At 43.6% G+C, this 19,144-nt stretch carries 21 protein-coding genes; 10 read left to right on the plus strand and 11 right to left on the minus strand.

The features are described from left to right. Window positions 1–20 precede the first annotated feature (20 nt). Window positions 21–1,043: a tyrosine recombinase XerC gene (locus tag JMX96_RS07190; RefSeq protein ID WP_201568271.1), complete on the plus strand. Its 1,023-nt coding sequence runs from the start codon at window positions 21–23 to the stop codon at window positions 1,041–1,043. Between the two features lie 33 nt (window positions 1,044–1,076). Here the strand turns inward: JMX96_RS07190 and JMX96_RS07195 are convergent, their stop codons facing one another. Next, window positions 1,077–1,946, minus strand: a complete 870-nt coding sequence (locus JMX96_RS07195) for a nitrilase-related carbon-nitrogen hydrolase (RefSeq protein ID WP_201568281.1) — start codon at window positions 1,944–1,946, stop codon at window positions 1,077–1,079. Between the two features lie 287 nt (window positions 1,947–2,233). Here JMX96_RS07195 and rpoN point away from each other — a divergent pair, with 287 nt between their 5' ends. Both rpoN and hpf read left to right on the plus strand, forming a co-directional pair. Next, window positions 2,234–3,892 carry an RNA polymerase factor sigma-54 gene (gene rpoN, locus JMX96_RS07200; protein WP_201568283.1) on the plus strand — a complete coding sequence of 553 codons (1,659 nt, stop codon included), beginning with the start codon at window positions 2,234–2,236 and terminating at the stop codon, window positions 3,890–3,892. Window positions 3,893–4,251: 359 nt separating this feature from the next. Then, on the plus strand, window positions 4,252–4,632 hold the full coding sequence (hpf, locus tag JMX96_RS07205) for a ribosome hibernation-promoting factor, HPF/YfiA family (RefSeq protein ID WP_057758130.1): 381 nt from the start codon (window positions 4,252–4,254) through the stop codon (window positions 4,630–4,632). A 220-nt stretch (window positions 4,633–4,852) separates the two neighbouring features. On the opposite strand, the gene thiS is transcribed toward hpf, so the two are convergent. The 4 genes from thiS to JMX96_RS07225 all read right to left on the minus strand — a co-directional run bounded on the left by thiS (window position 4,853) and on the right by JMX96_RS07225 (window position 7,138). Beyond that, window positions 4,853–5,053, minus strand: a complete 201-nt coding sequence (thiS, locus tag JMX96_RS07210) for a sulfur carrier protein ThiS (protein ID WP_201568285.1) — start codon at window positions 5,051–5,053, stop codon at window positions 4,853–4,855. 126 nt (window positions 5,054–5,179) lie between these two features. After that, window positions 5,180–5,554 carry a DUF423 domain-containing protein gene (locus JMX96_RS07215; protein ID WP_201568286.1) on the minus strand — a complete coding sequence of 125 codons (375 nt, stop codon included), beginning with the start codon at window positions 5,552–5,554 and terminating at the stop codon, window positions 5,180–5,182. A 24-nt stretch (window positions 5,555–5,578) separates the two neighbouring features. Beyond that, window positions 5,579–6,442 carry an RNA polymerase sigma factor RpoH gene (gene rpoH, locus JMX96_RS07220; protein ID WP_197099889.1) on the minus strand — a complete coding sequence of 288 codons (864 nt, stop codon included), beginning with the start codon at window positions 6,440–6,442 and terminating at the stop codon, window positions 5,579–5,581. Window positions 6,443–6,682: 240 nt separating this feature from the next. After that, window positions 6,683–7,138: a sulfurtransferase TusA family protein gene (locus JMX96_RS07225; protein WP_201568287.1), complete on the minus strand. Its 456-nt coding sequence runs from the start codon at window positions 7,136–7,138 to the stop codon at window positions 6,683–6,685. Between the two features lie 547 nt (window positions 7,139–7,685). Between JMX96_RS07225 and JMX96_RS07230 the strand changes: the two genes are divergently transcribed. Continuing rightward, window positions 7,686–9,257 (plus strand): M48 family metalloprotease, encoded by a 1,572-nt coding sequence (locus JMX96_RS07230; protein ID WP_227676962.1) that lies wholly within the window; start codon window positions 7,686–7,688, stop codon window positions 9,255–9,257. A gap of 42 nt (window positions 9,258–9,299) precedes the next feature. Here the strand turns inward: JMX96_RS07230 and JMX96_RS07235 are convergent, their stop codons facing one another. Continuing rightward, window positions 9,300–9,749, minus strand: coding sequence for a GatB/YqeY domain-containing protein (locus JMX96_RS07235; protein ID WP_057758141.1), 450 nt, complete (start codon window positions 9,747–9,749; stop codon window positions 9,300–9,302). A 203-nt stretch (window positions 9,750–9,952) separates the two neighbouring features. Continuing rightward, window positions 9,953–10,168, minus strand: a complete 216-nt coding sequence (gene rpsU / locus JMX96_RS07240) for a 30S ribosomal protein S21 (RefSeq protein WP_010195908.1) — start codon at window positions 10,166–10,168, stop codon at window positions 9,953–9,955. 638 nt (window positions 10,169–10,806) lie between these two features. On the opposite strand from rpsU, the gene JMX96_RS07245 reads away from it, so the two are divergent. From JMX96_RS07245 to JMX96_RS07270, 6 genes are all read left to right on the plus strand, one after another. Next, on the plus strand, window positions 10,807–11,178 hold the full coding sequence (locus JMX96_RS07245; RefSeq protein ID WP_201568288.1) for a hypothetical protein: 372 nt from the start codon (window positions 10,807–10,809) through the stop codon (window positions 11,176–11,178). A gap of 125 nt (window positions 11,179–11,303) precedes the next feature. Then, window positions 11,304–11,834, plus strand: a complete 531-nt coding sequence (locus JMX96_RS07250; protein ID WP_201568289.1) for a c-type cytochrome — start codon at window positions 11,304–11,306, stop codon at window positions 11,832–11,834. A 237-nt stretch (window positions 11,835–12,071) separates the two neighbouring features. Beyond that, window positions 12,072–13,130 carry a tRNA (adenosine(37)-N6)-threonylcarbamoyltransferase complex transferase subunit TsaD gene (gene tsaD, locus JMX96_RS07255; RefSeq protein ID WP_201568290.1) on the plus strand — a complete coding sequence of 353 codons (1,059 nt, stop codon included), beginning with the start codon at window positions 12,072–12,074 and terminating at the stop codon, window positions 13,128–13,130. A gap of 44 nt (window positions 13,131–13,174) precedes the next feature. Then, window positions 13,175–13,546, plus strand: coding sequence for a fluoride efflux transporter CrcB (crcB, locus tag JMX96_RS07260; protein ID WP_201568291.1), 372 nt, complete (start codon window positions 13,175–13,177; stop codon window positions 13,544–13,546). A gap of 890 nt (window positions 13,547–14,436) precedes the next feature. Next, complete coding sequence (locus JMX96_RS07265) at window positions 14,437–14,754, plus strand: hypothetical protein (RefSeq protein ID WP_201568293.1); 318 nt, start codon at window positions 14,437–14,439, stop codon at window positions 14,752–14,754. Further along, on the plus strand, window positions 14,742–14,879 hold the full coding sequence (locus JMX96_RS07270; RefSeq protein ID WP_201568295.1) for a hypothetical protein: 138 nt from the start codon (window positions 14,742–14,744) through the stop codon (window positions 14,877–14,879). Before JMX96_RS07265 ends, JMX96_RS07270 begins: the two co-directional genes overlap by 13 nt. A gap of 301 nt (window positions 14,880–15,180) precedes the next feature. On the opposite strand, the gene JMX96_RS07275 is transcribed toward JMX96_RS07270, so the two are convergent. From JMX96_RS07275 to potA, 4 genes are all read right to left on the minus strand, one after another. Further along, the gene (locus tag JMX96_RS07275) at window positions 15,181–16,071 is read right to left on the minus strand and encodes a LysR family transcriptional regulator (RefSeq protein ID WP_201568297.1); all 891 of its coding nucleotides are present in this window, start codon (window positions 16,069–16,071) and stop codon (window positions 15,181–15,183) included. 115 nt (window positions 16,072–16,186) lie between these two features. Continuing rightward, on the minus strand, window positions 16,187–16,993 hold the full coding sequence (gene potC, locus JMX96_RS07280) for a spermidine/putrescine ABC transporter permease PotC (protein ID WP_201568298.1): 807 nt from the start codon (window positions 16,991–16,993) through the stop codon (window positions 16,187–16,189). Beyond that, window positions 16,993–17,871, minus strand: a complete 879-nt coding sequence (gene potB / locus JMX96_RS07285; RefSeq protein ID WP_201568300.1) for a spermidine/putrescine ABC transporter permease PotB — start codon at window positions 17,869–17,871, stop codon at window positions 16,993–16,995. Before potB ends, potC begins: the two co-directional genes overlap by 1 nt. After that, complete coding sequence (potA, locus tag JMX96_RS07290) at window positions 17,871–19,112, minus strand: spermidine/putrescine ABC transporter ATP-binding protein PotA (RefSeq protein ID WP_201568302.1); 1,242 nt, start codon at window positions 19,110–19,112, stop codon at window positions 17,871–17,873. The genes potB and potA overlap by 1 nt, the downstream gene beginning before the upstream one ends. Window positions 19,113–19,144: the final 32 nt, after the last annotated feature.

Raw genomic sequence — 19,144 nt, forward strand, 5'->3', positions numbered from 1 at the left:
ATGCCAAGGATGGTTCTAATATGGTTATGTCTACTAATAAAGACACTCAGGCAGCGAGCTCAGCACCTTGGCTATCTACTGAGCTGGCCGTCACTATAGAGTCAGATGCTGCGTTACGAGAGCTACTCGCACCTGTGCATCGTTGGCTCAATACATTGTCTGTGCGCAACCATTCGCCGCATACTCTGACCGCTTATTTTGCTGGTTTAAATCAACTAGCGTTATTTTTGCGTGGTAAGCGTCTAACGTGGACACGCTGTGATAAACGGCAACTTGCCCAGCATATTAGTCAGCGTCTTGATGAAGATAAGTTGGCGCTTGCCAGTGTCCAGCAAGAGCTGTCTGCGATTCGGCATTTTTATGGTTGGATGATTGAAGAAGCGCTAGCACGTATCAACCCAACCACTGGCTATCAGCTGAAGCGCAGTCCTAGACCGCTGCCTTCTATCGCTGATGTCGATTTGCTGACTCAGCTACTCGATCAAGAGACCCCTGATACACCAGAGCAAGCGCGCTTATGGTTGCGTGACAAGGCCATGTTTGAACTGCTCTATAGTAGTGGCTTGCGTGTTGGCGAATTGGTCGCACTCGATATGGCAGATGTAGACTTGTCTGATTTGCGGGTACGCGTCACAGGTAAAGGAAATAAAACACGGCTAGTACCATTAGGGATAAAGGCCGCAGAAGCGATTAGTCGCTACCTGCCGCATCGTAACCTATGGGTAGAGCAGATGGATAGCGCATTGTTCATCAGTGAAAAGCTCGGTACCAGATTATCAACACGGGCAGTGCAGCAGCGTTTAAAAATTGCTGCCACCCGCGCGGGTATTGCCCAAAACATGTATCCACATCTACTGCGTCATTGTTTTGCATCACATATGCTATCAGGTAGTGGTGACTTGCGCGCCGTACAAGAGATGCTCGGGCATAGTGATATTAGCACCACGCAAATTTATACCCACGTTGACTTTGCAAAATTAACGCAGGTTTATGATCGCGCCCATCCACGAGCAACTCATACTCAAAATGAAGAATTGTCCTAGCAATTAGGTACGAAATCCACTGTATTTCATAATCTACGCCAAACGATGGCAATCAAAGATAGGCAGTTTTTGGCGGCCTTGCTCTTGCGCCTGCTTGTCTAATGACGCCATGACGATGGCATATTGTTTATCCAGTTCGCTATCGTCATAGCTTGCGATAACACTACTATCAAACGCTGTAATGGCTGCATGTCCCCATGTCTGACGGGTGCTACCATCCTTATAGAGATGATCACCACCTTGTGCTGCGCCAATGACCATACATTGACTATCTAGAGCACGAGCACGTAACAACAACGACCAGTGTGCTTGTCCAGTCAAGTACGTAAAGGCAGAGGGGGCACTCAATAGTTCAGCACCGGCTTGTCGCAGACGCTGCGCCAATGCTGGAAAACGTAAATCAAAACATACCATCATGCCGAGTTGATAGACTGTATTGCCTACTGCTAATGGCGCAACTACGGTCTGGGTACCTGGCTCAAAGGTCGCCGCTTCGTTATAGCTGCCATGCTTGTCGGCCACAGTTGCGGTAAACAGATGAATCTTGTCGTAGCGTGCGACGCGGGTGCCATCTGGTGCAAACAGCTGGCTCACTTGGCGCAATCTACCATCAGGAACGACAGTGCCATTAGGACGATAATGGCAGGGTAACGAGCCTGCTAGTACATGGATACCAGCAGTGCGGGCGTAGTCTGCTATCGTCGCTGATAAGTCATCAAAACGCTCGGCAGTAGCAGATTGCTGCCCCATACTACAGCAGTTCTCAGGCAATACAACGAGCTCAGCCCCTTGGCCTTGTGCATCGATGATGGCAGCTTTGATATCTGCTAGATTATCCTCAACATTCTGCTGACTGTTCATTTGAATAGCAGCGACGTTAAGTTGATGGTTACTTGAATTCATGACAATATTCCTATTTGGTGTGAGCTGTATTGGTCATTTGCCGCAATTTATTTATTATAATATTTTCGCGGTAATAAACAGACTGCTCGTATTTATAGATCGCTCATCCTTGCCAAGATGATAGTTTGCTATCGATAGCAAACCAAACGTATCCGGACAAAACATAAATTATCATAGCAAAATTGTGGCAAAAAATGCTATCGTCATGTCCTGATAAGATTTATGTCGTTACCTTTACTGACAGAATAAACACAATATCACTAAGATCGGAGTGCAATAAGCCGCCCATGAGTATGTCGTTCGGATTGGCGACCACGCTGAGCAACTCACAAAAGCTAACCCCGCAAATGCAGCAAGCCATAAAATTGCTGCAGCTCTCTAGTCTTGAGCTCGCACAAGAGGTTCAAGCAAAGCTAGATAGTAATCCATTACTTGAACGTATCGAAAACGATGACGAATACGACAGTGGTGACGATGAAATAGAGGAGTGGAGCGAGCCGTTGACGCTTGATAGCTGGAATCAAAGTAGCAGTGACTCATTTGACTCAGTACCTACTACCAGTACAGAGTACGGCGGCGATAGTAGCGATAGCTTCAGTGATAGTTTGGACAAATTACAACAACCTAATATCGATGATAGTGCAATAGATGTAGATAGCTACAGCAGTTCTGATGCCGATAGCTTTGATATAGGTAGCTTTGACACTGGTAACTATGCCTCTACCGCAGCGGGCTCTGGCAATAGTAGGGGTGATGAAGATTTCGATAGTTATCAAGGCGGTACATCGTCTACCATTCAAGATCATGTGCGCTGGCAGCTGAACTTTAAGCGTCTATCAGAGGCTGATACGCTGATTGCAGAGTATTTAATAGACTCCATGGATGACATGGGCTTTATTCGAATTGATATAGATGAGCTACTGCAGAGCTTTGATACGATGGCAAGTTTCTATCAATGGGACGAGCGCGTTGAAAAAGAAGAGGTCTTGACGGTATTACGTATTATCCAGTCCTGTGATCCAGTTGGTGTGGGGGCGCGTCATTTAAGCGAGTGCTTATCAATTCAGCTATCCAAACTAGATGCCCACACCGAATACCTACAAGAAGCTCAAGCGCTATTATCAGCGAGCGAGCATTTAGTCAGTAATAATATTAAAGCACTGACTGAACGTACAGGGCTTGCACCAGAATACATCACACCTGCGCTTACGCTACTACGTACCTTAAACGCTTCGCCAGGGCTGCTGTTTCAGTCTAGCCAGCCTGACTATGCCCAGTCGCCTGAGAGCTACGATATTCCAGATGTGTTGGTCACACCTGTTAGGAATAATAAGGCGACAAGTAACTCTGAAGCTGAAGAGGATGGTTGGTATGTACGCCTCAATCCAGACACCTTACCAAAACTACGCGTAAACCAAGAATATGCCAATTTGGTCAAGCGTGGCGATGACAGCCCTGACAATCAATATCTGCGCGAAAACCTCACCGATGCTCGATTGTTTATTCGTAGTATCGAAGAGCGCAATCAAAACCTACTCAAAGTAGCGACTAGCATTGTACGCTATCAACAAGAGTTCCTGCAGCATGGTGCAACCGCCATGCAACCCCTAATATTAAAGGCAATTGCTGAAGAAGTTGACTTGCACGAGTCTACGGTCTCACGCCTTACCACCAGTAAAACCATCTTGACGCCGCAAGGGTTGTTTTCTTTGAAACACTTCTTTTCATCTCACGTAAGTAGTGCTGATGGAGATATCTCATCGACCGCTATCAGTGCCATGATTAAAAAGCTCATCGCTGACGAAGATCCCAAAAAACCATTGTCAGATAGTCGTATCAAAGATGAGCTGTTAGCAGATGGTATCGATATAGCCAGAAGAACCGTCGCCAAATATCGTGAAGCAATGAATATTGGCTCGTCTACTCAGCGCAAACAGAAATATTAATTATCTAAGCTCACCTTTCTATAAGCTTAATGGCTACCTGTCTGTATAGTGCAATACAGATATAAAAAATAAAATTTTTTGATTATATAGAAACCAAGTAGAAATAATAGGTATTGTTACACTTAATTACAATTTAATGGCTTGCTACTGGGCGATTTTCATGACAAATTAGAGTCATACCAACAACGAAAACCAAGTGCCGATTTATAGTATTTATTTACAATTAATAAAGGAGACGATAAAAGGATACGTCGACACATTACTAGAGGCATTGGAGTAGTTATTGGTAAGGCAGGATGACAAAAGCAAGAATGCTACCTCATCTGTTGATTGTAAGTTACAAATAAAAGGACAACAATATGAATGTTTCTATCAGTGGTCATCATATCAGCGTTACCGAAGCTATGGACACAGCAGTACGCGAGAAGCTTGAAAAAGTAGAGCGTCACTTTGATCAGATACAAAGTATTCAAGTGATTTTATCGTTAGACAATAGCGGTGCTAGCGATGGCGGTAAAAAGAGCCATAAAGCTGAAGCAATTATGCGTGTCTCGGGTCAAGAAATGTTTGTCCAAGCGTATGAAGATGATATGTATAAAGCCATTAACGAGATGGCAGACAAGCTAGATAGACAAGTACGTAAGTACAAAACCCGTCAAGAGCGCAAAAAGACTCAGGGTGCGGGACGCGATAGTCGCTATCAGGATCTAACCCCTGCAGAAGCAGTACCAGCAGCATAGTTCGAGTCTAAACTTTGAACATTATCGTTACAAGCTAGTGAAAGCAGACTAATAGAATAAAAAATTTATAAGTAGCTGCTGCATTATTTTGTAATTGACATAAAAAAAGACCTCTAACGTGTAATACGTTGAGGTCTTTTTTAGCATTAGTAAACTTAGTTGGTAAACTTAGAACGAAAATGAACTAGCTATCAGCTCAAGCTTATCTGTCTAAACATTATTAACCACCGCCGACGGCTTGTACTACTTCGATATTCATACCTTCTACGAGACGTAATTGAGCAAGCTCGCTCTTTGGCGTCAGCTCGCCGTCGACTTCCACAGCGTAACGACCCTGACTAAGACCAAGCTCATTGATAACCAGTTGTACAGTCTGATGAGTGGTTTGCAAGCTTTTACCATTGACACTAATGGTGCTCATATTAAATACTCCCTACTAAATTAAAATTCCTGTTTATCTGCTATTCACTACGTATCTTTTATTTTATTACTGATAATTCATTGCAGCTAATGCAAAGAGCTAAAATCACATTAATTATTAAACAGCTCAGTTAACTGAATCTTTTAATCGAAAGGCGGAAACGGCCAACCATAGCCAACCTGCAATCATAAGAACGCCGCCAATAGGCGTAATCGCACCGAACCAGCGCGGTGCACCAAGCGTCATGGCATATAAGCTACCAGCAAAGATTATAATGCCAATTTGTAGTAACCAAGCAGTCGTCTGAGTAATATATTTTAAACGAATTAGCAGACCGACAAGCAATAATCCCAGCGCATGTACGAACAAATACAGCGTTGCCGTATGCCACCACTCGAGTGGTTGGATGCTGACACGGCCTTCTAAACCATGCGCACCAAACGCGCCCAGAGCAACACCAATAGCCATATTAATTGCGGCAATACCGATCCAATTTAACATTGAACAGCTCGTATCATTTTGAGGCTACTGGATATCATCTGGCAGAATCACACTATCAATGGTCATCGCATCACGAATCTTGTCCATGGCATTTTTCTCGATCTGACGGACTCGCTCAGCTGAGATAGAATAAACTGCGGCTAACTCATGCAAAGTGGATTTTTGCTCAGACAACCAGCGCTGTTCGACGATATCACGCGAACGATCATCTAAAGTACCCATAGCAGCGATGAGTGCTGATGAGTTGTTTTCTTCCCAATCCGCTTCTTCTAATTGCTCAGCTGGATCAATACCGTCTTCCAAAAATAGCTGAGGTGCGTAGCGACCATCATCATCGTCGCTTGACTGCGCCTCAAACGAAGCATCATAAGAGGTTAGACGTGATTCCATCTCTAACACTTGCTTGCGCGTGACATTCAAGTCGTTAGCGATAGCATCCGCTTCTTCTAGTGTCAGCTGATTATTGGTTTTCTTAAGGCTGCGCAAGTTAAAGAACAGTTTACGATGAGCCTTGGTGGTCGCAACCTTGACGATACGCCAGTTGCGAATCACGAACTCATGAATTTCAGCTTTAATCCAATGTACGGCAAACGACACCAGACGTACGCCTTTATTTGGATCAAAACGTTTGACCGCTTTCATCAATCCTAAGTTACCTTCTTGGATTAAATCTGCTTGCGGCAATCCATAGCCCGAGTAACTACGCGCAATATGAATCACAAAACGTAGATGCGACATCACCAGTAGTCGAGCGGCTTCGACATCACCTTCATCATAATAGCGATGCGCCAACTCTTGCTCTTGTACCGGCGTCAAAATCGGGATTTGATGGACAGTATTGATATACGCACCCAAGTTGACCCCTGGCGCTGATAGGTGAGTTGGCATAGCTGGTACTAAGTCGCGCGTACTGGTATTGCCCAATGCACTCGCGTCATAGGGTGGTCGCTGAGCAGCGGCCTTTAATGCAGCATCGCGTGCATCATTTTTTATAGGAGCTGAGCCATCTTTTTTATTTGTATTTACAGCATCAGTAGAAGTATTAGCCATATTCTTGACCTTGGTTAAATAGTTAAGCAAATAGTCAGATAAAAATCTTTATGATTTAATTGTAAAGGATAGCAGCGCTTAGTTGCTATCAGTTTTGGTAATGATGAAGTGATATATTGTAGCGAAACGCTGTAATGATGTGCCATCAACTGACGAATGGTCAGTAACTTCATTGACCACTAGCTCTAAACAATCTGCCGACTGTGATTGCTGACTTTGTCGACAAAACGCTGTGATATCAGCTTGCGAGTTAGGGTCGGTTGCAACCACATACAGTGATTCGCCAACTGTTACGTCACGTAATGCGACCTTAGTTTTTAACAATGGCATCGGGCATGCAAGACCGCGTCCATCAACAAAACCTTTTATATCTAGTTCAGATTGCACTGTAGCTACATTATCTGAGCTATGACTTTCAGTCGGTAGTAACTCTAGTAAACTCGCAATGTCGTTCTGCTGTGTATCAGTCAAATTCTCTGATAACTGTATAGAGTGCGATACACGTTCGATGACTAATTCACTAGCAGCGGGCATAACTTAAACCTTGTAGATATCTATATTTTAATTTGTTTTATTAGTAATAGGCTTTGATATTGAGTACGAACATAATCCAGCAATCATAAATTATGAGGTCTTTATAACAGCCATCACAGTCATCTAAACCTACTATCATTGTTGCTTATTATACCAAATAGACGATGTATAGTTGCAGTTGAATATAATCAACGCTGTGTTCGGTTCACTAGAATCATATAACCAAGAGTTGCCCGATTAGCAATTGACCTATTAATAGTTATACGATTGAGACTTACTGCATAAATAATGGCCCAATGAATAATTACACAACCATGTTGCGCAATCGTGACGGGTGGCTAAGTTATTGGTAGTTAAGTTCATTGTAGAATTGACCTTGTATAAACAAGCTCGTATAGTCGAAAAGACGTCGTTAACCATCTTATAGGATATGCACTTGTACCACGCTAATAGAACGAAGCGACCTGACAGCAACAGCTCTTTAGTAGCCACAAATTCTGCAGGCTTGCCAATTATGTTGTCTAAGCAAAAAGGTAAACGTCATTTTATGAGTGTAGCTTTGCCAAATGGTATCAAGGTAGGGTTGCCAATAATGTTACTAGCCATAGCCAGCGGTGCGCATAGTCGTGAGAGTCAAACAATGCCATTTGCTGATAGCTCGTGGCAAGTCACAGATCCGCAAACGCTAGATCTACCAAATCTGCGCGGGCAAGGCTTAAGCTTTGCTGAGCAATATCAAAACAAGATGCTTGGCGAGTGGTCATTACAGAATATCAATGGCCGTGTCAGAATGGAACATGATCCTTGGGTACAAGAAACGATAAAAGACATGACGTGGCGTCTCAATGCCCAAGCTCGTCAGCAAGCACCACTTGGCGTCGTTATCATTGATAATCCTAGTATTAATGCCTTTGCAGCGCCTGGTGGCGTAATCGGTATCAATACTGGGACGATACTGTCAGCTAGTAGCATGGATGAGCTGGCAAGCGTCGTCGCGCATGAAGTTGCGCATATCAGTCAACGGCACTACGAAAGCGGCGCTGACGAACGTAAAAAAGCTTTGCTGATGCAGCTAGGCGGTATGCTAGCTGCGATTGCTGCCTCAGCTGTCGATGGTGATGCCGCTGCGGCTGTGATGATGGGCAGTCAGACAGCCTCTATGAATAGCAGTATGGCGTTTAGCCGTAGTAATGAACGCGAGGCTGACCGAGTAGGGATGCAGATTATGACCCAAGCGGGTTATGATCCTCGGGCGATGCCGCGGTTCTTTGCCACGATGAATCAGCAGAGTCAGTTAAACCAAGTTGAGAATCAATTCTTACCGAGCTTTGTACGTTCACATCCTCTGAGTAACGAGCGGTTGAGCGAGTCACAAAGTCGCGCCCAGCAGTATCCAGCGCTCTCATTGAGCCAACAGCAGCGCCATCAAGCATTGTTTGATTTGTTGTATTGGCGTGTGCAAGTGACTGGTAAACATGCGTCAGAAGTCACACTGACAACGGCCGCTAAAAACAGTCTCGGGGCCAAACTTGCGCTAATGCATTGGTATGGAGAGCAGCAGCGCTTTACAGATGCTAATAAGGTATTGGCTGAGATAAATGCGTTATCAAGCACGCAGCGTCAAAGTTTAGAGCCTTTATTGTCGATTACCCACAGTCAGTTATTAAGTGAACAAGGAAAAATGCAACAAACCGTAGATGTCTTAGAGAGCCAACAGCGTCTATATCCGGAGCGCCGTGACTTACGCCTTTATCTGGCCGAAGCGCTGACTAATAGCAATCAGCCGATAAAAGCTCAGGCGCTGTTGAAGCCACTAACAGAACAGCAGCCAAGCGATCGTTATGCATGGCAAAGCTTGCAACTTGCCAATGAAAAACTTGCTAAGACCACCACCTCACCACAGTTAGCCAATATCGCGACGATTAATGCATTGCGCTATCGTAGTTACGATCAGCTATGGAATGGACGCTATGAGAGTGCGCTGACCTCTTTAACGCAAGCCAAACAGTTGACGGAAAATCTGCAAACCACGGAACAAGCCAATAGTGCGCGTCCGTTATTGGCCAATATTAATGCAGAACTCAAAGCAATAAAAACCGCCAAAGACTTTAAGCCTTAAGCGGTTATTTGTACAGATTAGCCTGCCAATCAATAGCAAGTGCTAGCCTTGTAGCGCGTCTTTGACCATTTTAGAAATCAAAGCAGGATCAGCACGGCCAGCTGTTTTATTCTTCAAAACACCCATGACGCTACCCATATCACGCATAGACGTAGCACCTTGCTCAGCGATTTCAGCATTTACCAATGCCATAATCTCGTCTTGATTCATTTGCTGTGGCATAAACTCGTTGATGATGTCAATCTCAAACTGCTCTTTGGTGGCCAAGTCATCACGGCCATTTTCTGTAAAGATAGTTAATGATTCTTGACGCTGCTTTAGCTGCTTTTGCAAAACTTCTAATACTTGCGCATCATCAAGTTCTGTTTGACGATCAATCTCGATTTGTTTCACTACTGACTGTACATTGCGCAGTACTTTGACGCGCTCAAGCTCACGAGCTTTCATTGAAACTTTGATATTGTCTGATAACGTCTGTTTAAGTTGGCTCACTGCTATTATCCTTATCGATCTGTTAAATGCTATTCGTTAGATGTCGTTTGTTAAATTTTTAGAACCAAACCTGCTGATAGTGGTTTTAATAAAAAATTATGTCAGCAGCAATAACAAAAATTGTAGCATAAAAAACGCCACTGATATCAATTGATAACAGTGGCGTTAGTGTAGCGCTTGTACTTAGCTAATCAGATTACTGATTAGTACATACGAGTGGTACGAATAGTTTCGCGTTGTAACTTCTTCTTATAACGCTTTACGGCAGCAGCTTTTTTACGCTTACGTACTTGCGTTGGTTTTTCATAAAACTCACGCTTACGTACGTCTGATAATACACCAGCTTTTTCACAAGCACGTTTGAAACGACGGATAGCGATATCAACTGGTTCGTTTTCTTTAACCTTAACTGCAGGCATGAAGACTCCTCGATTAGGATGAGATATAAGGGCATTAGTTTGGCTGTGTATTAGTATTTAGCCGTAATATCTCAAGATTACAGGCATCAGCTCAAACTAGGACAATTCTCACGCATTAGCGTAAGGGCAGGTATTTTAATAAAAAATACCAACAAAGTCAATAATTTTAAGCATTTATTGCCGATAGGTTGTTCAATTAGATAGCTATTTGAATTTGGCTCTCAAACTATGAGTTCGACATATATACAACGCTTTATCAATAAAAAATCCCTACCGTCTATAACGGTTTGATTGGAGTTTATGCTATGATAATTCTCATATTATAGGGTCTATTGAACATTCAAATATTAGGGCTGCTGATGGCTAAAGTTACACCAAACTAGGCGAAAACCGACGATAATGTCGAGACCTTAGCTAGGTTTTCAACAACGGTTGGGGTAATTTTAGCATCAGCCTTTCAGGGCAGTACTCTTTTTTGCCAATATATGGCGAAATAATTTAACCTAGAATGACTAGGCTTCAACAATTTCACTGCATATTGTCTAAAAAATAGTGACTGCCAGCACCACATTTGAAAGTTCAATAGACCCTAGTAAGCCTATGAACCGTTTTGTGTGTATTTTATTGAGGATGTTGGAATGAAAAAAACAGTATTTAACACGGCATTAAGCACCGCACTTATCGTAGCTTTAGGTGTGAGCGTGAGCGCTTGTAGTGGCGGCGAAGAGCATGAAGAAGTAATGGCAATCGATCGCGTTGACGAAGCTGCTGAACTTGCCATCAAAAATGCGCCACCAGCTGAAGAAATGGAATTCCCAGAGACAGCACCGATGCCAGCAACTGATGCAGCTGGTACAGAAGCTGACGGTACAGCTACTGCTGAAGCAGGAACGGCTGACGCTGATACTGCAGAAGCAGCAGCTACCGATAGTGCGGATACAGCCGCTGCTCCTACTGACAGCGCTGATATGGCGGCTACTGACGACACAGCTGCAGCCACTGCTGAGTAATCTAGTGGTCAATGGACTATTAGCTTAATAGACTATTAAACAGTCGTTAGTCGTATATGTAAGTACTTTAAGCTGATATAACGCATCTCTAATTGATTGCAGACTGACTAAGTAAGGGTAAAACCATGATTGATATACAACCGTATATGAACAAGCTGAAATTGTCTGTGATCAGTATGAGCGTGGTATTTGCTGTGAGTGCTTGTAGCGGTGATAACACAGCTACGGAAGAGTCTGCAGTAGCCGATGAACCTGCTACCGCTATAGAAGAGAAAGCTGTATCAGAAACCGAAGGCACGACGCTTGTGTCTGTGGCTGAGCCAGATACAGAACCAAAAGCAGCAACAGAGTCTGCTGACATAGTAGATGACGCAGTGGCAACACCTGAAACTGATTCTGAGCCTGAAGTGTTGGCCGCAGATGCAGGGGCTAAACTGTATGAATCAAACTGTCAGGTGTGTCATGCTGCAGGTTTGCTCGATGCGCCAAAGTATGGTGATACAGCGGCTTGGACAGCTCGTCTAACCAAAGATAAAGAGACGCTGTACATGCACTCGGCTAAAGGCTTTAATAAAATGCCAGCGCAAGCGGTAAACGGTGTCAGCGAAGCACAAGTCAAAGCGGCTGTTGATTATATGTTAGCGTCGGTAAGCTGATACGGTATATATAGAGTATGTCAGCTATTGAAATTTGCTAAACTGGCCGTCATTGTGACTGACAATGACGGTTTTTTTATGCACGTTTTTTGTCATGCCAGTCTGAGAATATACAGCTGTATCAAGCGAATTCGAGATAGTGTGTGACTGGCTGTATTCGTTATCCAGTTTCTCAAAATGATGTAAGATAAAAGTGCGATAAAAATAGCACGAAAACGAAAGTATAAAGGCAAAAGTATGAAAGTATTGGGCTTAGAGACCTCTTGTGATGAGACGGGGTTGGCGATTTTTGATAGTGAGCAAATAAATAGCGACAACCAAGGTTTGGTCGGGCAAGTACTGTACTCTCAGATTGAGCTGCACGCCCTTTATGGCGGCGTTGTGCCTGAGCTGGCTAGCCGCGACCATATTCGTAAGCTCGTGCCGTTACTTAATGAGCTGCTAGAACAGTGCGATATGAAAAAAAGCGAGATCGATGCGATTGCCTATACTAAAGGACCTGGTCTTATTGGTGCATTGATGACAGGCGCACTGTTCGGTCGTAGCTTAGCATATGGTTTGGATATTCCAGCGATTGGTATTCATCATATGGAGGGGCATCTTTTGGCGCCGCTTATGGGCGCGAACCCTCCGGCATTTCCTTTTGTCTCGCTACTAGTATCTGGTGGGCACACGTTACTGATTGCTGCTCACGGTGTTGGACAATATGAGATATTGGGCGAGTCGATAGATGATGCGGCGGGTGAGTGCTTTGATAAAGCAGCTAAAATGCTAGGCCTGCCTTATCCTGGCGGCCCTAATATTGCCAAACTGGCAGAAAATGGCAACCCTGATGCCTATGCACTACCAAGACCAATGCTACATCGCGGTCTAGACTTTTCGTTTAGTGGTATGAAAACAGCCGTACATAATCTGATTAAAGATACGCCACATTCAGGAGGGTCGGGTAATGGCGCTGACAGCGATCCACAGGTTCGTGCTGATATTGCCGCGAGTTTTCAGCATGCAGTGGTCGACACGCTAGTGAAAAAATGTGTCAAAGCACTTAAGCAAGCAGATATGAGCCGCTTAGTAATTGCGGGCGGGGTCAGTGCCAATACTCATCTGCGCGAGACATTAGAAGCGGAACTGGCTAAGATCAATGCGACGGTTCATTATGCACCGCCTGCGCTATGTACGGACAATGGCGCGATGATTGCTTACGCAGGTTTTGAGCGCTTGCAAGCTGGACAGTCTGATGATTTGGCCGTTAGCTGTATTCCGCGTTGGCCGATGACAGAATTGCCAGCCGTATAAATGAGCATTTGGTTCAACACGTTTATATGAATTAAGGACAGTTTATGCAGTGGCTTGCTATCGGTTTGGGCGCAGCATTTGGTGCTTGTCTGCGAGCTTGGTTATCGCGTTTTAATGCCTTGCACGGCTGGATGCCACTCGGTACGCTGAGCGCTAATATCTTAGGCGGACTGCTGATAGGGCTTGCGCTAGTATGGTTCGAGCGCATGGGAAGCAACTTGTCCGATCATGTACGCGTGTTTGTGATAACTGGCTTTTTGGGTGGGTTAACTACCTTTAGTACGTTTAGTGCGGAGGTATTTGGCTTTATTCATGATGGGCGGTTGCTAGCAGGTTTAGCGCTCATCGGTTTGCATGTTGGGCTAACGTTACTGGCAACCGCGCTGGGGTTTTATTTCTTTAAGCTAGTTTTGTAGGCGTTGATAGATATTAATCGTTTAATAGTCTGTTATAAGTGGTCTATTAATACGTTTGAAGAGTGAAATAGCTGGTTCCGTTGGGATATACCTATGGCAAACCAATCAAAGGAAAATAATTCGACAGTTTGCCCAGCTTTAATAAGCTTTGGCTAAATATTCAAAGTAAAACTCAATAACACGCGTTTACCAGATTGAATTCGTGAAACACTGTGCTCATATTTATCGGGACGAAATAAATAAACTCTGTCGAACAGGTTTATAATGCAGTTTGAACACTCGAACACACCACCAACTTTAGGCTGAATTAAAACAAAGTTTAATTTGTAATAACGGCCTTTTTGCACGGGGTCACAGTGCTTCATAACGCTGTGGTTAGTAGGGTAGGTAACATAATTAATTGAAAAAATTCTACTACTGAAAATTGCTTTGTTGGTTACTCTTTTGGTCATATCCAATCCATTATTTTACATGTATTCAACGTCGCTTGACGCATCTCAAGCTAACTGTATTGGTTGTAACTTAGTTAAATACTAGCGTGAATAATGTAATGAAATGTTCTACTTAATTTATGGAGCTATTTGTTCGATGAAGACTATGTTGCTATAGATGGATTAACATATATTGAGAGAATAGATGAAGAGTTTGTAAATTTCCCTCATATGCCTGAGTTGTGGAAATCTCCTAGATATAAAGGAAGTTGGAATAAAAGAATTTCCCAAAGCAGTTCGATTCCTGTATAGCGCACCGATCACAAATGAATGTCTCCCAAGATAGGTTATATGCAACACTGTAATTTTGAAAAACATTACTATGATAATTTAACCTAGTTAGGCATTGCTGTCTGACGCAAGTAAATCTACCTTCGATAAATTTGAGGCGGTTCAAATATGAATTTATTTAGCACAGTTGAGAAGTTGCTAGCTAAGCAGAGTTATCCTGTGATAGAGAAAAAACCTGAACATAGGCTTGAAGCAGAGGTTATTCTTTTAGAGTATGGTGTCAAAAAAGACAGTGGATTTTTTAAATTATATACAAAATATTTTTTAAGAGCTTTACGTTCTGGTGCTGATGAAATAGTTGATCCTCTACCGACAAGAAGTTTCATTCTTGGAGTAAAATTCGCACATGAAGTTTGGGGAGTTTCTAAGAACTATATTCTATTCAGTACAGGCGAAGGTGAAGGGGGGGGGATTTGTACAACATAGAAGATGATAGTGTATGGGATTATCAGATGGGACAGCTACAGCAACTAGCCGACGGTACTTTACCGCATTGGGATAGCTTCTATGAATTTATGATTTGGTATTTGAGCGATGAAGAAGATGCTTGATGATTTTTATCATAAAGCCTAACTAATTAAGTTGGATCTAATTTTTCCAACTCCTTTATTCATACCAAGATGAAGGCAAATGGAATGAAATCTTCCCTAGCTTTGAACAATCTTAGATTGTTCAACAAGTACACTGTGAAGTACACTACAGTTATCACAAGAATTCAAACTATTGATACCAGTGGTCTACAGCTAAATATTCAAGTCCTCACTAGGGAACCATCATTTTCCCCAACGCCTATCATAAAGTAAGAAAGTGAACGATATTTTATAACCAAAAAATGTAATGAACAGTGGAGTATTAAACTGGCTTTACAATCCCTTCCAATAAATTCGCAAATCCCTGCATATACGCCGTATCTTTACTTGAGGTACGCGTTGCGGCGTACAGCTGACAATGCACGCCTTCTCCTAGTGGTCGTGATACTACCCAACCTTTTCTCTCGTATTCAGCAACCACCCAATCAGGCAATGCTGCTACGCCGCGTTCACTGGCAACCAACTGAATCAGCATCGCGGTCAGCTCTGTCGTACGAACACTCTCAAAGCTTACTTGTGCTGGCGTCATAAAATTAGCAATGATATCGAGACGCTTAGCCTCTACCGGATAGGCAATCAAGGTCTCGTTAATTAAATCATCAGGTTCAATAAATTTCTGAGTAGCTAAATCATGTGTTGGTGAGAGTACCAAACGACTCTCATATTCAAACAATGGCTGATAGCTGATACCGTCGAGCGGTAAATCACTGGTAGTGATAAGCAGATCAATATCACCTTCCATAAGTAGATGATGCGGCTCAGGTTCAAACCCTGTGGCAAAATCTAGCTCAACATCTGACCACTCACGGCGATAGTGGTTTAGTATTGGCATGAGCCAATCAAAGCAGCTATGGCACTCTGATGCTAGGCGTAATCTGCCTGCTTGACCATGTGCTAAGCGTTTAAGGTTAGATTTGGTGCGAGTAACTTGCGGTAGGATATTGTCTGCCAATGCCAATACTGCTTTACCTGCGGGCGTAAAACTAAGCGGACGAGTTCGGCGATTGACTAAGCTGATGTCGTAATAGTTCTCAAGCTCTTTTAATTGATGCGAAACGGCCGAGGCAGTAACGTGTAGCTCATCCGCCGCTGCTGCAAGTGAACCATGCGCTCGTAGCGCGGTTAATGTATTAAGATGACGTAGCTCAAGCATAATATGACCTAACCGCTAAGGTGAGAAAAATTCATTATAGTCAATATAGCGCTGACTTTCACTCATAGTCCATTATTAATGAGTAGTTAATAAGCAATTAGTCAGCAATCAATATCTAGCGCTTGCGTAACAATAATTGTGAAATAACCACCAATACTAGCGAAGCAACCAGCAATAACGTACCAATGGCGTTAACCTCTGGCTTGAGTCCTACACGCACCATAGAATAAATGCGCAGCGGTAAAATCTCATAGCTAGGCCCTGTAACAAAGGTCGATACCACTACATCATCTAGCGATAAGGTAAAAGCCAGCAACCAACCTGCCATAACCGCTGGCAGAATAACGGGAATGAGCACTGTACGTACCATCGTAGATTCGCTAGCGCCCAAGTCACGTGCCGCTTCCATCAATCGCTCATCCAAGCTACTCAATCGTGCAAAGACGGTAATCACAACAAAGGGTAGGCAAAAAGTAATGTGCGCCAATAGCAGTGAGACAAAGCCCAATTGCAAACCAATCAGTAAGAACAATGCTAATAATGAGATAGCTAATACAATCTCAGGCGACATCATAAGTACAAACAGTAGCCCATTTAGTAAGCCTTTACCACGAAAATTATAACGGTGTAACGCCAGCGCTGTAAGCGTGCCTATCAAAGTTGAGACGGTGGCTGCCACCAACCCTAAGACAATCGAGTGCCAAAATGCATCGAGCATCGCTTGGTTATTGAATAGTGACTCATACCACTTTAAGCTAAATCCGCCCCAGTTATAGCCGATTTTTGATTTGTTAAAGGACATCACCACCAAGACGATGATTGGCAGATATAACAGGGTATAAATGAGTCCGAGATAACCTTTAGCGGCGATACTGCCAATCTTAAGCGTACGAGTTTTTTTGTTCGGTGAGCTGTAAGACATTAGGCCACCTCGTTAAAGTCAGTCTTGCCAATGCGGCGACTACTGGCACGGTAGGCAAGCAATAATACTGCCATAGCCAATGTCAATAACACACTGGCCGCAGCACCAAAGGGCCAGTCACGCGCATCCAAAAATTGGTTTTTGATGATATTACCGACCAATAAGTTACGAGAACCACCCAAGATATCTGCCACATAAAACATACCCATCGCAGGCAATAGTACGAGCAGTACACCAGAAATAATACCAGGTGTCGTTAATGGCAGTACCACATGCCAAAAAGTTTGTGTTCTAGTTGCACCCAAATCCTGAGAAGCCAATAGCATGTCATTACGCAAATCGGTAAATACGGCATATAGCGGTAGCACCATAAACGGGAATAACAAGTAAGTTAGTCCTGCAATCACCGCGCCTTGGGTATATAGAATATCGATAGGGGTGTCGATTACGCCAATTGCCAATAGCAATTTATTAATCAAGCCATTGTTAGCAAATAGTAATTTGAGCGCATAAGTCCGCACTAAAGAGTTGGTCCAAAAAGGCAGTATTAGTAGTAGCATCAGCAATGGCTGCCAACGTACTTTTGCTTTGGAGATCAGCCATGCAAAAGGGTAGCCAAGCAGTAGACAGATAACCGTTGTGATACCTGCCATCCATAATGAGTGGACAAATACCTCAAAATACAACGGGTCAATCATCCGTACATAACTGTCGATACTGACAGGTAAGCTGATAAACGCACTGCTATCACGAGTCAAAAAACTGACAGCGATGACTAGGATATTTGGTAATAGTGCAAATATCAGTAGCCAACCCCAAATTAGCCAAAGCGTGGCGGTACGAAATGGACTTTTACTGCCTAAGTGGTTGCGAGCCATCAGCTACCATCCTTTTGTACAGTCGTGTCTGGCACAGTTTCAGAGTCTTCTGGTAATACCCATTCCCAGCCATCTACCCATGAGACTTTAACACCCTCGTTTAATTTATAATCAAAGCTTGGATCATCCTCATCAAAAAACTCAGAGGCCTTAATTATATGACCATTTGCCAGTTCGATAATCGAATCTAAGGTGCTACCTTTATAGTTACTCTCGATGACACGGCCTAACAGTCCGCTATGCTCATTGTCTTTTGGATCGTATATTCGTAAGTCTTCGGGGCGAAGTAGTAAATTGACGATATCGCCCACTTGCACGTCATTGGCAAAATTGGGACGACGTAAGTTGCGTAAGGTGGTCGGCCCTTCTTGCGCTTGCGCTTCACAGACTTCGACCTCGATACGTCCGTTGGTCACTTTACCATCGCGATCTGGCTGGTCTGGATGGACACCTTTGACCTCAGCTCTAAACAAATTGGTCTCACCGATGAATTTTGCAGTAAACAAATTGGCAGGGGTTTCATAAATCTCGATAGGCGTACCGATTTGCTGGAACGTACCGTCTTTCATTACGGCAATACGGTCTGACATCGAGAGCGCTTCTTCTTGATCATGGGTCACGAAGACAAAGGTAATGCCCAGCTCACGTTGCAGACGCTTTAGCTCAGATTGCATTTGCAGGCGCAGTTTATGATCGAGCGCGGATAATGGCTCATCGAGCAATAGCAGTTTAGGACGGTTAATCACCGCACGAGCAATCGCAACTCGCTGCTGCTGACCACCAGATAAATCTTGCGGCTTGCGGTTGGCCAAATGCTCTAGCTGTACCATCGCTAGCATCTCGCTAACACGTCTTTGGATTTCATCTTTTGGGACTTTCTTTAGCTTTAGGCCATAAGCCACGTTCTGGGCAACGCTCATATGAGGAAACAACGCATACTGCTGAAATACGGTATTGACCGGACGTTTATCAGCGGACAATCCCGCCATCTGTACGCCATCCAAATATATCGCTCCAGCGTTCGGCTGCTCAAAGCCTGCAATTAAGCGTAGTAATGTCGTCTTACCACAGCCTGATGGGCCAAGCAGCGTCAAAAACTCACCATGCTTGATATCAAGGTTGATGTCTTTTAGGACTTCGGTTTGATCATAGGTTTTTTTTAGACCAGTCAGTTGCAGCAGCACCTGATCATCATGAGGTAACGCAGAGGTGTTATGCGTATTTTGAGATAAATCGGTCATAATATCTGTTCCTGAGCGTCCAATAGCTATAT

Origin of the sequence: Psychrobacter sp. JCM 18900 (assembly GCF_904846625.1) — a bacterium.
Classification (GTDB): Bacteria; Pseudomonadota; Gammaproteobacteria; order Pseudomonadales; family Moraxellaceae; genus Psychrobacter.